The sequence below is a fragment of the Candidatus Electronema sp. TJ genome (assembly GCF_048287355.1).
In the GTDB taxonomy this organism is placed as follows: domain Bacteria; phylum Desulfobacterota; class Desulfobulbia; order Desulfobulbales; family Desulfobulbaceae; genus Electronema.
Genome location: NZ_JBLWEP010000053.1, coordinates 1 through 13205 on the forward strand (window position 1 = coordinate 1; position 13205 = coordinate 13205).

Here is a 13205-nt window from a genome sequence, read left to right on the forward strand (position 1 = left end):
CCGCCTCTTCTTCCGGCACGTTTGCCGCCGCATGTTCTTCATGCCAGTACTGATTCTTCACCATCACGCCAAGGTCGGCTTCAATAAGCCGCCGCCGGACTTCAAAGAGCCTTTCCATCAGCTTGTCTTCAAACTGCTCATAGGCCGTTGCGTCGGCAACACGGTTCGCAACCACGCCCAGCAGTTCGGTGATGGCATTGCCGACAGAGTTCTGACTGATGGTGACAATCAGCTTGCCTGCGTCATTGCGGTAGATGAGCTGCTTGAACGCTGGCTGCCAGCGGATGGCGTTGGCGTACTCGGCATTTTTGCTGCAATGCTCGCGCACCTTCTTGGCGGTCTTGAGGAAGTCATTGTTATAGAGCAGGACATTCTCAACGTGCTCCGGGAAGTAAACATGATCAGGCATGGAGGAGTTGCGCACAGAGACCTGGCCGAAGAAGGTCCTGTAGAAATCAAGGAAGCCTTTCAGAATCATGTCGTATTCCCGCCAGAAGCGGATGTCATGCAAGGCTAATTCCCCGTCGATGATCTCCCAGCTTGGCAGTCCGCAAGGATACCCGGTCAGAGCGATCTTCGCTGCTTCAGCGTCAGCAGGCCGCAGCATCTTCAGATCGAGCGCCTTGTCAAAGAACTCCCGGTACACATGCGGGATATGTGATTCAAAAAGGCTGTGCTGGCCGCCGTCAGTCAGGTTGGGATTATTCATGTCAGCCAGTTTGGCCTGCCGCAGCTCGTCTTTGCTGAAGACAATGAAATGGTTGTGCATCATGCGGATGCTGGGCACGCCGGGAGATGTCAGCGGCCAGGTCGCGTCCAGACTGGCCTCGCCAGCCAGAATCAAGGCCTCGTCCGGGTCAGGATACTGCTCCAGCATGTAGGAGATGATGATCTGATTCATCCTGTTCCAGACATGCTTGACATTGTCGGGCAGCTGCGTGCGGCGCACCGGACGGCCAAGAGGATTGAGTATGCACTCTGAGGTGTTGTATATAATAGACGCGTCAAACTCCCGGCTGTGTCCCAGTGCCTTGCGGTAGAGCAGCAAATTCTCCGGGGTGAGCAATAGACCGTTGTTCTGCACCAGATCGTGCAGGTTCTCCTTGCTGTTGAAGAACTCGTTAGGTTTCAGACCCTCCGGCACCTTCAATGGAATTGGTCTGTACGGGGTGATGATCTCTCTTGGCCCTACGGTGATCTCACGCGGTGCTATCTTCATGTTCTTTCCTCGCTGCGCTGGTTTGGCTTGGAATGAGAAAACAAGGATGAAGTCAGGCAAGGCGCAGTCTCCGCGCCTTTGCTGCCGCTTCTGAAATATAAAAATATTGCTGTCAACGGCGCGGCATCAGTCCTTGGCTGAAGAAACAGCTGCTGCGACCTGCACGGCATGAGGCCTGCCTCAGCAATCGCCGTTATCATTTCAAGCAAAATAATTCATACGTTTGATTGAGAGCGTCAGCTGCTGACAATCGTATTGATTCAGAATACCCCTATGTCTATGTGATTGTAAAATAAATAAAATAAATCACTGCAATCAGCGTTCTATGCAACAAACTGAAAACACATACATTCCTAACATGCATTGAACATGAGCGCAGAAAAACAATGCGGCAGGGAAGCGGCGGACCAAGCGCGGGCGGCGGGAACGGTTGAGTTGTTTCCAGCAATCGTGTACAGTTCAGCGTGCAATGACGCTTTGGCTGCTGCACGGAGAACGGGCATCCAGAGCGTGCCGCGAGAGAATTCCGCAGCCGCGCCCAGATGCGTCGGCTGCTCAATCCTAAGGAGAACAAAGATGCGGCTTTCAGAGAACAGGAAAGCGATGCTCTGCGCCGCCTTGGCCGGTGCCGCGCTGCTTGGCGCAGGCTGCCGGACAGAGGCGCGGGCAGCTGCGGGCGAAGGATACTCGTTGCCCATGCAGCTTGATCTGGCTGCTGGCGTGGAGGTCATGAGCGGCGAGAGCAAATACGCTGTGGGCGGCGAGGCGGTGCGGACAGATGGCCTGCGCAGCAAGGGTCTGTTTCCGGCCAGCGAACTGAAATGGCCGCTGGACACCTGGCTGGCCCGGTTCGACGCAGGCTGGACGCTCAGTCCTTCCTGGCGGATCAACGGCACCCTGAAGACCAGCCTCACTGAGCCTGACAATCATATCATTGACCGTGACTGGCTGACCGAATCCATGCCGCAGCGGGTGGATGTGTATTCAGAAAGCGAGGTTTCTTCCTTTGATGCCCTGATCGCGGATTTGAATGTGGAATGGACCTTCTGGCAGCAGGGCCTGTGGAGCGCGTATGCTGGCCTTGGCTGGCAGCATCAGCAGTTCGAGCAGGACGGCATGCTGCTCTTCCAGAACTCTCCGTCCGGCCTGCCGGGCTTCGACTATCAAGGCGGCAGTGTCAGAGGGGTGAGCTATGAGCAGAATGTCTCCATGCCGTACCTGCTCCTTGGCTCTGAATATCAGCTCACACCACAGTTGAGACTGACGGGCAATCTCGCCTTTGCCCCGCTGATCAGCATTGAGGATGAGACGCTGCTGCCGTTGCGTCGCAAAGCCGCTTCAGGCGACATGGATGGCACGGCCTGGCTGCTTGATCTGGCTGGCATATACTATATTGCCCCGCAATGGTCTCTGAAGGCGGGCATGAATCATGTCAAGATGGAAGCGGACGGCGAGCAGCAGCAGAGCGAGAACGGCCAGCCCTTGGGCAGGATTGAGATGGAGGCTGAGAGCAGGCAGACTTCCGGCTATCTGACGGTCGGACGTTCGTTCTGAGCAGAGAGCAGGGTCAGAACGGCCTGCTGGACTTCCTCCACGCTGACCAGTTCCATGCAGCGGAGATGTCCTTGCGGACAATGCGTTTTCAGGCAGGGACTGCACGGCATTGGATGGCGGATGACAGCTGCTTGCCGGGCAAAAGGGCCTGTGGCGATATGGTCAGTGGAACCAAAGACCGCCACCAAGGGCGTGCTCAAGGCGGCTGCGGCGTGCATCAGGCCAGAATCGTTGGTGACAAAGACATCGCAGCGGGCGATGCAGGCCAAGGCCAGGGCAAGGCTGGTCTTGCCGGTCAGATCTAAGATGCGGCCTCCGGCGGCAGCTGCAATCTCCGCTGCCGCCTGCTGGTCCGCCTGAGTGCCGAAGACAACGATCAGCCCATCAGCCGCTGCGGTCAAGCCTTTGGCCAAGGCGGCATATTTCGCGCTCGGCCAGCGTTTGGCCGGGCCATAGGCGGCTCCAGGGTTCAGGCCGATAACCGGCATGTTTTTCCCGTGCCGAGCCTGCTCCAGCAAGGCATCCGCCTCCTTGGCCGCCGCCGGGGCAAGGAACAGTTCTGGATCATCCTTGTCCAGCCGCAAGCCCAAGCCAGCGAGCATGGCCTGGTAATAATGCACCTGATGTTGTGCGCCAATCTCCGGGTGCTTCCTCACGCTGCGCGTCAGCAGCAGTCCGCGTCCGTCTGTGCTGTAACCAGCACGGATGGGAATGCGGGCCAGCCATGCAATCAGCGCGGCTTCAAAAGCGTTTTGCAGGAGAATGGCAAGATCAAAGTGTTCTGCCCGCAGCTCGGCAGCCAAGCGGCATTTCCCTTGCAGGCCGCTGTGCCGTCCTTGTTTGTCGTAGAGGAGAATCCGGTCAAGATGCGGACAGGCGACGAAAACATCTGCCACCCAAGGCAGGGCCAGAAGGGTGATCTGCGCATCAGGGAAGTTGCGGCGGATGCTGCGCAGCGCAGGCGTGGTCATGACCGCATCGCCGATCCAGTTAGTGGAACGGACAAGGATGCGGCGTGGATATGAGGGCAGCGGACGCATCTACGGCTTGTCAGCTCCTTCCACCCGGCAGCCTTCTTGGACCCGCAGGGTGAAGGCACAAGGGGCGTTGTCACGCGCCTGCCTGTCCAAGCGGACGGAGCAGCCTGCGTCCTCAAGAATGGCCCGGCCGCCATCCTTCGTGCAAAGCAGCAAGACAGCGTAAGCCTGCTGAGGCTGCACTTTGAGCAGATACGGGGCGAAGTCCGCAGCCAGCAGGGAAGGGACATCAGCAACCGCTTGGCGGAGTATCTCCGCATCGCTCCCAGTCGGAGGAGCTGTTTGACGGGCAAAGTAACCATCCACTGCCCGGCTCAGACTCTGCATCCGCACGGCCAAAGATACCCGTTCCTTCTCGTCAGGAAAACGGACTTGCTCCGGGCGGCTTTTTACCCACCAAAGATACACGCCTGCGGCTGTCAGCAGATCAAAGATGGCGACCGCGACAAGGATCAGCACAAGTTTCTTTCGCTCAGGGGTCATAGTCAGTTCCAGAACATATAGTTGCAGCTGCCTTGCTGACCGTCCGCATAGCCGGTGTCAAGACTCCAGCCGACCATGCTGTCCAAAGGCGAAGGCTTGCCTTGCAGGGACAAGGACAGATGCCCCCAGACCTCAACCACGCAGCCAAGGGCTTTATCAAACACCAGCTCGAAATCCATGCCCTTGTCTTGGTGCGGAACTTGCAGATTCCTGACGTATTGCTCTTCCGGCTTCTCTGGATAGGTCAGCCCGGAGCGGACAGCGGCGTGACGGGCAAGGGGAGTCAGCCTGCCTCCGCTTTCAGCCAGCCGCATGATCCGCAGCATGGCCCGCTGCCATTCATCAGGATCAGGAGGAGTCAAACCGCTTGCGGACGAGCTGCGGTCAAGCCACGGAAAGATGAACTGTGTCAAGGATGCTGCGCGAGGCTGGCCTTTGCGGAACACAGCGTTCAAGGCATCTGTCCACAGCCCTGCCACGTCGCGGTCAAGGCGGGTGCGGAGACCACTGCTGTCCGTGGTCTCGGCGACAAAACGGGAGAGCTGCTGATTCAAGGCTATCGGCCCTATGTTGAGCTTCGCATGAATCAGCACGTCCTGCGACATCTCGCAGCGGCGGTGCTCGGTCTTGTTCTGCTCATACGGGCCGACCTTCATATTCACAACCGGATGCACCACGCCGTCGGTCACGCAGTGCGAAGCGAAGCCGAAAAGCCAGGCGATGCATTTCCGACGCGCCTGCGCGCCGACGCTCATCTGACGGATGCGGCGCACATAAGCACGGATCAGCTCAAGACAGCGCGGCTGATGCATGGCTGTCGCCCATGCCTCGGAAGTGCTGTCGGCAATATCCAAATACGGGTAATCAGGCCCCATCGAGCCGATGACAAGGAAGTTCAGGCAGTCCTGCAAAGCCTGCCGGGCCTCGTCATGCAGCAGCCCTGGCCTGCGGTGCAGAGCTTCTTCCGCCGCCAGCTGCGCCAGCGTGATGTGGGTGTATCCTCCAGCCATGCGCGTTGCTCCTTTCTTTTGATGGTTCAAGCTGAATCAATGGCGGAGAATTCCGGCAGCCGACGAACTGACAGCAGGCGGCATGATCGCCGCCTGTCCTGATGTCAGCTGTTTGCCACTGCTGACCACAGCCGTGCCTCTCCAGCGTTCAACGAAGAAAACTTTGGCGAAATCAACCCGTATTCCTTCTGTCTCAACCAGCTCCTGGTGGAACAGCCTCTGTTCTTTGCCGCTGAGGACAAAGACGCTTCTGGCATACGGCTCCACAATCCAGACCGCTTTCACCCATGCTTTGAGCAGCAGTTTGGCACTGTCCAGCATTTCCTGAATGCTCTGATGCAGGCCCATCACTTCCACCGCCAGCACAGGAGCTTTTTTTGCTTTGAGGATGTCTTCAAAGAAATCAGGCTTGACCTCCTCTTTTCTGAAGACAGAAATATCAGGACTCATGCCGCTCTCTATATCTAAGGTCAAATCAGGCATTGGCTGCAAGGATTCATCCAGCAGAAACTGACGCATGAGTTGCGCGCAAATGTAGCTGTGATTGAACGACGGCATCTTTTGTTGCAATTGCTGGAATGCTGAAAGGAAACGAAGAGCTTTCTTCTTGTGTCAGGAAGAGGCCGGATAATGCACCGCCAGCCAGACAGTCTGCCTGTCCGGGTCTGTCCAGGCGACTTTATGCTTCTCGCGGGCGGGAATATGGAGGAAATCTCCTGTCTTCAACGTTGTCTTCCTGCCGTCTGCAAATAAGATTGTTCCTGCCCCTTCAAGCACAAGCACCCATTCATTGTCTTCCTGATCATACCAGCCTGACGCAGGCGATGCATGCCCTTGGGAAACAATACGCTCGATGCGGATGTTTTGCTCTCGCAGCAGTTCTGTAAAGAGTTCCGCGTCCAGCTCTTCAGGAAGGGATGAGAAGATGTTGTTTGCCACTATGCTGCAAGTATCAGATTGGCGATAATTTCTTTTGTTTTCTTCAGAATGCTGAAGATGTCCTTGATGTCCTCTTTCGTTGCGTCATACGCTAAGCTGCCAGCATAATCGTTTTCTTGCAAAACAACAAAGAACCAGAGCCGCCCCATCACATAGCAGCCATATACCGGTTTGCCGTCATGGTTCAGTTTCTGCGCTGCTGTCATCGTGACCAGCAATTGCCCCAGCGGATCGCCGGACGAATCATGCTCTTTCTTGAACTCGTGGATGAAGAAATATGGGTGTTTCGGATAGCGTTTTCCGCTGGCAACAAAGAAATCAACAGTTCCGCCCAACGTGTCATTTTCTATTTTGACAGAAATTTCTCGTTCTATAAAGGATTGATACTGTTCCTCGTCAAAGTTGACGGCTGCCAGCAAAGGGAAGATAAATTTTCCTTTCAGCTCGCCTTCGTTCCAATCCCAGACATGATCTTGCAGCTTGCCGCAAAGCTCTTGCAGCAGCAGCTCTTCCGCCGGAGCAAGCGCGGCTGGAGCATTCAGCCATTCCTCCAATATTGCATGATGCTTACAGAACTTGAGATTAAACTGCTCTTCAACCTCCGCAATCGTCCATCTTGAAAATGGTTTCACAGGCAAGCTCAGCTATATTGATTCAGGATGTTTCTGCAATAATGCTCTAAAGTTTCCCCTTGCTGCAAAGCGCGGATGGCCAGCTTGCGATGAATTGCCTCTCCCACTTTCAGCAGCAGCTCGCCGCTGAAGGTCTTGGCGGCAGTTGCTTCTGGCAGAGGAATGCTATCCTCCTTATAAATTTGAATCCATTCATCAACTGCTTGGCACAGCTCTTGGTAAACAGACAATTCATCATCACCGTGCACACCGCCAAGCATCAGGCCGGGACAACGGCCAATATAGCACTGGTCCTCCTCACTCCACTCCACTATTTTTAAATATCTGTCTGCCATCTTTTTCATCGTGCCACCTTTGACAGAGCCAGTTTCACATCTTTTTCCTGATATGGCTTGGCATCATCTCCGCTTTTCCCAGACAAGGTTATTTTGATTCCTTGCGGATGCATGAAATTTCTGTGGCTTCCTTTGCCGCCTCTGTCAGCAAATCCGTTCTTTTGCAGCTCTTCAACAAGTTCTCTGATCTTCTTTGGCATGGTTCATGCCAGCACCTTGCCATTATCAATCAATCGCACTTTGCCGCCGATCTTCACCGCCAAGGCCAGCACGGTTTGCGCATCAATCTCCTCGGCAGGCCGCAAGCTGTCCTGATCAACAAAGCTGATGTAATCCACCGCTGTTGCAGGGAAGGAATGGATGAAATCCCGTAACTCGGCAGTCAGCCGCTCCGCGCTGCGCTCGCCCTCAGCGGCCATTTTGCGGGCCAGCGCGATGGCGCGGGAAAGACTGAGCGCGGCTTCCCGTTGCGACGGAGCAAGATAGGTGTTGCGCGAACTCATGGCCAACCCGTCCTCCTCCCGAACGGTTGGATGCGCGACGATCTCCACGCCCAGATTCAGATCAGCGGTCATCCGGCGGATCACGGCAAGCTGCTGAAAATCCTTTTCGCCGAACACAGCTGCGTCAGGCCGGACGATCTGGAAGAGCTTGCAGACCACCGTGGCCACTCCGGCGAAATGACCAGGCCGTGACGCGCCGCAAAGCTGATCAGTCAGCTCTTTGCCGACCGTGACTGTGGTGCAGAATCCGGCTGGATACATGTCCGCCGCTTCCGGCGCGAAGAGCACCTGCACGCCTGCGCCTTCCGCCATTGCCTGGTCGCGCTCAAAATTGCGGGGATAAGCGGCCAAATCCTCCTGCGGGCCGAACTGCGTCGGATTGACAAAAAGACTGACCGCAACCACATCCGCATGACGGGCCGCTGTCCGCATCAAACTGAGATGGCCTTCATGAAAATAGCCCATCGTCGGCACCAAAGCAATGCTACGACCTGCCTTGGCCTGCTCTTTGGCCCAAGCAGTCATTGCGGCAGGATGATGGATGATGAGCACGTTATTCCACCCTGTCCCAATCAGGAACGGGATTGCGCTGCACCTTGGCCATCACTTCATCAAAATCAGCGGTCAGCTCCTGAACAGAATGTTCCTTCCAGCAGTGGCCGAGCTGCTGTCCTGCTTCCATCTTTCCAATCTCTTTTGCAAAAATATACATCGCCAGCTGGCTGACGGACACGCCTTGATCTTCTGCGATTCTGCCGATTCTCTCTTTTAAGTCTGAAGGGATTCTAAGAGTCAAAACATTAGCCTTTCCCATGCAATTTTCTCCATATTTTGACAAACTCGGTTGGAGTTTCAATCCTGATTTGATCAAACCTCAGCTCCGCTCCAGAAAAATCTTTTATGTTGCTGGTGATCAGATAATCGCTTTGACTGGAAATAGCTGCTTCAAGAACCATATTGTCTTTTTCATCTCTCAGATTTGGACGAAATAAAAAATAGGTTGCGCAAGGCACTCCTGCAAAGGCTATGAAACGCAGAAACTTATCAATATCGCTTGCATTCATTCCGAATGCTTCAAGCGAAGCCGACCGTTTCAGAACATCTTCATATTCATTAAAAAGGGCAACAGAAAACGCGATATGAATATTTCTTTGCCGGACTTGAGACAGAATGTAATGCGATGCTCCGTCTGCGCTTCTTAACGCCTGATACAGGACATTTGTGTCCAATGTCACCAGCATGATGTTTTAAAGAGAGAGAGTCTTGCTCAAAGCAGACTCTCCCTCTTTCTCCTCTCTCACTTCAACAGCCGGTTCAAACTGGCCTGCACCAGCTCGCGCTCCGGGAAACTGTGCACCGGTGCGCCTTCTTTCTTTTCCTTGCCCATTTCGGTCAGGCCCATGTACTGCTGATACATCTGCACCGCCTTGTCTTTCTGGCCCATCGCCTCATACACCCGGCCCAAGCTGTCCAAGGCCATCGGCTCAAAGCCTTTGAAGCTCTTGAGCTGCTCATACAGTCCCTCGGCTTTGTCGAACTGCTTGTCCTGCTCGTAAAGACCGCCGAGATTGACCAGAAGCAGCGGCTTGAGCACATTTTTCGCCGAGACCTCCGCCTCCGCAGCAGTGATTTTGGCAATGGCATCCTTAGTCTTGCCTTCCTGCTGATCGAGATGGGCTAGGGCGATCCGGCTCCACAGCGCGGACGGCGTGGAGCTGTGCTCATCAGCGACCTTCTGGAACGCGGCCCGCTTCTCCTTTGCATCAGCAATCTCCGCCGCCTGATCATAGGCCGCCGCCGCCTTGTTCAAGGTGTGCTCGCGCCAAGAACTGTAGAGGGAAACAGCGGTGATCACCACTGCCGCGACAATGGCAACCCGCCAGATCACGCGCTGATTTTTCTGAAGGAAGGTGATCAAGGCAGGGGGCAGATGGAGCTGGTCAAGCACGCCGGGCGTGCCGACAGCAGCCTGCTCCTGCAAGGTGACGTGGAAAACATGTTTTGGTTTGCTGTCCATGCTGCGCTCTCAATATGATGGGGTTATTTTTATGCCGGGCTTGTCGCTGCGGGCGGCGGATGCAGAATCCGCTTGCTGCGGTGAACAGAGTATTATACCGTGCAGCTTGAAAAAGACATTAATCTTTTGAGGCCCTGCCGCGCATTTTGCCGTATGAATCAGAGTCAGCATGTTTTCAGCGTGGCCGAACTGGCCGCCGCAGCCCGCACTGTTCTTGAGGGCTGCTTTGCCTTGATCAATGTGGCCGGGGAGATTTCCGGCCTGCGTCAGCCAACCTCCGGCCACCTCTATTTCACCCTCAAAGATGAGGACGCGCAGCTCAAGGCCGTGCTGTTCCGAATGCAGCGGCGATATTTGGAGCGGCAGCCGAAGGACGGCGATTGTGTCATCTGCCGGGGCAGGCTTTCCGTGTATGAGCAGCGCGGCGACTGCCAGTTCGTCGTGGATGCCCTGGAGTTTCAGGGCGCGGGCAGCCTGCATCTTGCGTTTGAGCAGCTCAAGCGGCGGCTTGCTGAAGAAGGCTTGTTTGATGCGGACAAGAAGAGGCGGCTGCCGCCGTTTCCCAGCCACATCACCTTGGTGACTTCGCCGAGCGGCGCGGCGGCGCATGATTTCATCCGCGTGGCCCGCGACCGCTGCCCGCAGGCGCGGATCAGTGTGTGTCCCGCTTCGGTGCAGGGCGCGAACGCGGCGGCGGAATTGCGCGAGGCGCTGGCGGAGATCAACCGGCTGGCGGCGCTGGGACGGCTGCAAACGGAGATCATCGTTCTTTGCCGGGGAGGCGGCTCTGCTGAGGATCTGGCCGCCTTCAATGATGAGCAGCTGGCGCGTGAAATCCGGCGTTCAGCGATTCCGGTGGTCAGCGCGGTGGGGCATGAGATTGATTTCACCATTGCCGATTTCGCTGCTGACCTCCGCGCTCCCACGCCCAGCGCGGCGGCGGAGATGCTTCTGCCCGACAACGCCGCTCTTGCTGATCAGGCGGACGGACTGGCGCACAGGCTGCGTCGGGCGATGAATACCCTGCTGACGGATAAAAAACTCTGCCTTGAGCGGCTGGAGCATCGCCTCCATCAGCAAAGCCCGGCGCAAACCCTTGCTGTGCAGGAGCAGAAGCTGGCCGAGCTGGAGCGGCGGCTGGCGCAGGCGATGAACCGGCTGATCAGCAGGAAAGAGCAGAGCTTGGCGCAGACGGCGGAGCTGCTCGGCACGGTCAGTCCGCTGGCAACGCTGGCTCGCGGCTATGCGGCGGCAAGCAAGAAGAACGGCGCGGTGATCACAGCGGCGGCTCAGGCGGATATTGGAGAAGAAATTGAAGTGTTGCTGCGCGACGGGTGGCTGCGCTGCTCGGTTGTCGGAAAAGCCTGAGTCAGCCGCTGCTGCTGCGGCCTTCCGCTTGGCGCGGGCAAGTTTTGCTGAGATTGCATCAGCTTGCAACGCCGCTCCTGCCGCTGCAAATGCCTTTGGGAACGCTTGCCGCGCCTTTCAGCAAGCTTGAAATGCCGCATGTGAAGCGTGCTGCGCCGCATGGCGAACGGCAAATGCGCTGCGGCAATTTTTGCAGCACTTCGGCGAACTCTTCCGCAGGCGGTTGGCTGTTGCAGAAGTCTTTGATCCGTTCTATTGACTCATCAAGAGAAACAGGAGGGGTGACAGGTAAATCCCGCATAAGTTCTGCAAGGTATTTCCTGTCATGTGAATCAAAAGAGTGGGGCAAAGCAATCAGAAAAACTTTTGCAGGAAGCGTCTTGCGTTTTCATCCGCCTTTTTGCGACGCTCCAGATAATCCGCATAAGAAGGATATGACGCATAGTTTTCCGCCTCTTCTTCGGTCATGTCCATTGTGAATGAATACCACGAATTGGTTTTCAGAACGAAATATTCCCCTTCATTCCATTTCTTGCCTTGGAAATTTTTTGCAAAGGAAAGTTTGGAATAGTAAGCATAGATAACCTGATCAGGAATGACCTGATCGGGCGGCGTATCTGCCCACGGTGTTTCTTTATGCGTCATTGCGCTCAAAGCAACAGCAGACTGATTCACATAAGGATCGAGGATGAATTTCAGCAGCTCCGCATCTTCACCTTGTATCTGCTGCTCTGATGGAGTTGCAGGCGTAGGAATAGACTGCTTGCTGAAATCCCTATAGGAAAGATAAATAGACCTGTTCACCGGGCCATATTCCCACCGTTCAAATGCAGCATCAATGCACGGCCTGCCTGCAACAAGTGCCCAGGCCTTTGCGTAATAGGCAAGTTTCTGCAATTTCATCGGAGTGATGTTCTTATCAGGATAAGAAATCAGGATGAATTCGGCGAGTGCAGCGGCGTTGATTTGGCACATGGCAGACTGTATCGAGCAAGGGTTTGAAATGGAAATGCACAGCCCGACAGGCTCTGAAAAAAACAGAAATGCAGCTCAGTGTATTGTATCCTGCTGTAGATAGGTTGTCAATTGGCAACATATTGAGATGCCAACACTCCTGCTGCCGCTCAATACGTCCAATCCGCATGATTGACCGGCAACCTGTTCAATTCGTCCCGGAGCTGTTTCCATCCCGGCAGATATTGACTCACAAGGGCATGAAAACGGTCGTTATGGTGCCGCTCCAGAAGATGAGCCAATTCATGCACAAGAACATATTCCAAACAAGGAAGCGGCTTTTTTGCAAGTTCGAGATTCAGCCAGATTCTCTTTTGCGTGATGTTGCAGGAACCCCATTTCGTTTTCATCTGCTTGACACCAAAGAAGGCAACTTGAACATTCATCTTTTTTGTCCAATGCTCTGCCAGCTCTGCAATGCTCTTTTTCAGCTCTCTGCGGTGCCATTCCTTGATGACGTTGCGCCGGTATTCAAGCTCGGCATCAGGCTTGACGTACAGGTCTAAGTACGTTTTGCTTTGCAACTCAACATAGCCCGCACCACTGGTTTCTTTGATACGCAGCAGATACCGCCGCCCTTGGAAGTAATGGCTTTCCCGTTCCTTGTATTCTCTGGGGCCAAGGCGTTCCTGATCAGCAAAGTTGCGCTGGTGCCGCCTGATCCAGCCTAACTTTGATACGGCAAAGAGGCGGACAGCTTCAGCATTCATCCGCAGGGGAACCGCAAGACGCACCCGGCCTGCGGGCGGATAGACGGCAAGGTGCATGTGTTTGATATTCGGTGGTGGTCAAATGGCAAGTGATGAGTTAGTATAGGGTGATGATACAAGAAATCATCACCCACCGATGTCGCTGTTGTGACAGCGTGAACATCGTGAAAAACGGACATAACGCTCAAGGGCAGCAGCAGTATTGGTGTAAAGACTGCAATAAACGTGCGGTGCTGCATCTTTGCCCGCGCTGGAGCGAAGAGAAGAAGGAAGAGATAATCGGCGCTTATCATGAACGTCCCAGCATGAGAGGCATTTCCCGCATGTTTGGTGTCAGCCGGCAGACACTTGCTTCTTGGCTCAAAAAAAAGACGCGGCAAATCC

19 protein-coding genes are annotated in these 13205 nt (G+C 55.1%); 3 read left to right on the forward strand and 16 right to left on the reverse strand.

Going from position 1 to position 13205, the window contains the following annotated elements; translation table 11 throughout:
- The coding region (locus ACNKID_RS05685) for a hypothetical protein (RefSeq protein ID WP_417912466.1) at positions 1–1219 on the reverse strand (1219 nt) is incomplete at its 3' end.
- A gap of 576 nt (positions 1220–1795) precedes the next feature.
- Here ACNKID_RS05685 and ACNKID_RS05690 point away from each other — a divergent pair.
- Entirely contained in the window at positions 1796–2773 is a 978-nt protein-coding gene (locus tag ACNKID_RS05690; RefSeq protein WP_417912467.1) for an omptin family outer membrane protease, read from the forward strand.
- On the opposite strand, the gene waaF is transcribed toward ACNKID_RS05690, so the two are convergent.
- The 12 genes from waaF to ACNKID_RS05750 form a co-directional block, all read right to left on the reverse strand.
- The gene (waaF, locus tag ACNKID_RS05695; protein WP_417912468.1) at positions 2746–3813 is read right to left on the reverse strand and encodes a lipopolysaccharide heptosyltransferase II; all 1068 of its coding nucleotides are present in this window, start codon (positions 3811–3813) and stop codon (positions 2746–2748) included. The two genes, ACNKID_RS05690 and waaF, sit on opposite strands and share 28 nt — an antisense overlap.
- Positions 3814–4293 (reverse strand): hypothetical protein, encoded by a 480-nt coding sequence (locus ACNKID_RS05700; protein WP_417912469.1) that lies wholly within the window; start codon positions 4291–4293, stop codon positions 3814–3816.
- Between the two features lie 2 nt (positions 4294–4295).
- The gene (locus ACNKID_RS05705; protein ID WP_417912470.1) at positions 4296–5303 is read right to left on the reverse strand and encodes a zinc dependent phospholipase C family protein; all 1008 of its coding nucleotides are present in this window, start codon (positions 5301–5303) and stop codon (positions 4296–4298) included.
- A gap of 36 nt (positions 5304–5339) precedes the next feature.
- A complete protein-coding gene (locus ACNKID_RS05710; RefSeq protein WP_417912471.1) occupies positions 5340–5861 on the reverse strand; it encodes a Uma2 family endonuclease in 522 nt (173 codons plus the stop codon).
- 54 nt (positions 5862–5915) lie between these two features.
- The gene (locus ACNKID_RS05715; protein ID WP_417912472.1) at positions 5916–6242 is read right to left on the reverse strand and encodes a cupin domain-containing protein; all 327 of its coding nucleotides are present in this window, start codon (positions 6240–6242) and stop codon (positions 5916–5918) included.
- Complete coding sequence (locus tag ACNKID_RS05720; RefSeq protein ID WP_417912473.1) at positions 6242–6874, reverse strand: hypothetical protein; 633 nt, start codon at positions 6872–6874, stop codon at positions 6242–6244. Before ACNKID_RS05720 ends, ACNKID_RS05715 begins: the two co-directional genes overlap by 1 nt.
- Before the next feature lie 8 nt (positions 6875–6882).
- Complete coding sequence (locus ACNKID_RS05725) at positions 6883–7218, reverse strand: type II toxin-antitoxin system HicB family antitoxin (RefSeq protein ID WP_417912474.1); 336 nt, start codon at positions 7216–7218, stop codon at positions 6883–6885.
- The gene (locus ACNKID_RS05730) at positions 7215–7409 is read right to left on the reverse strand and encodes a type II toxin-antitoxin system HicA family toxin (RefSeq protein ID WP_417912475.1); all 195 of its coding nucleotides are present in this window, start codon (positions 7407–7409) and stop codon (positions 7215–7217) included. The genes ACNKID_RS05725 and ACNKID_RS05730 overlap by 4 nt, the downstream gene beginning before the upstream one ends.
- A 3-nt stretch (positions 7410–7412) precedes the next feature.
- Entirely contained in the window at positions 7413–8264 is an 852-nt protein-coding gene (gene panC / locus ACNKID_RS05735; protein ID WP_417912476.1) for a pantoate--beta-alanine ligase, read from the reverse strand.
- 1 nt (position 8265) lies between these two features.
- On the reverse strand, positions 8266–8526 hold the full coding sequence (locus ACNKID_RS05740; protein WP_417912477.1) for a toxin-antitoxin system HicB family antitoxin: 261 nt from the start codon (positions 8524–8526) through the stop codon (positions 8266–8268).
- On the reverse strand, positions 8513–8947 hold the full coding sequence (locus ACNKID_RS05745; RefSeq protein WP_417912484.1) for a putative toxin-antitoxin system toxin component, PIN family: 435 nt from the start codon (positions 8945–8947) through the stop codon (positions 8513–8515). Before ACNKID_RS05745 ends, ACNKID_RS05740 begins: the two co-directional genes overlap by 14 nt.
- Positions 8948–9009: 62 nt before the next feature.
- The gene (locus ACNKID_RS05750; protein WP_417912478.1) at positions 9010–9729 is read right to left on the reverse strand and encodes a YfgM family protein; all 720 of its coding nucleotides are present in this window, start codon (positions 9727–9729) and stop codon (positions 9010–9012) included.
- Positions 9730–9882: 153 nt separating this feature from the next.
- Between ACNKID_RS05750 and xseA the strand changes: the two genes are divergently transcribed.
- Positions 9883–11097 carry an exodeoxyribonuclease VII large subunit gene (gene xseA, locus ACNKID_RS05755; protein WP_417912479.1) on the forward strand — a complete coding sequence of 405 codons (1215 nt, stop codon included), beginning with the start codon at positions 9883–9885 and terminating at the stop codon, positions 11095–11097.
- 58 nt (positions 11098–11155) lie between these two features.
- On the opposite strand, the gene ACNKID_RS05760 is transcribed toward xseA, so the two are convergent.
- From ACNKID_RS05760 to ACNKID_RS05770, 3 genes are all read right to left on the reverse strand, one after another.
- Complete coding sequence (locus ACNKID_RS05760; protein WP_417912480.1) at positions 11156–11446, reverse strand: hypothetical protein; 291 nt, start codon at positions 11444–11446, stop codon at positions 11156–11158.
- 5 nt (positions 11447–11451) lie between these two features.
- Positions 11452–12072 carry a Panacea domain-containing protein gene (locus tag ACNKID_RS05765; RefSeq protein WP_417912481.1) on the reverse strand — a complete coding sequence of 207 codons (621 nt, stop codon included), beginning with the start codon at positions 12070–12072 and terminating at the stop codon, positions 11452–11454.
- Between the two features lie 149 nt (positions 12073–12221).
- Entirely contained in the window at positions 12222–12878 is a 657-nt protein-coding gene (locus tag ACNKID_RS05770; protein WP_417912482.1) for a M48 family metallopeptidase, read from the reverse strand.
- A gap of 98 nt (positions 12879–12976) precedes the next feature.
- On the opposite strand from ACNKID_RS05770, the gene ACNKID_RS05775 reads away from it, so the two are divergent.
- On the forward strand, positions 12977–13205 hold a 229-nt coding region (locus tag ACNKID_RS05775; protein WP_417912483.1), incomplete at its 3' end, for a transposase-like zinc-binding domain-containing protein.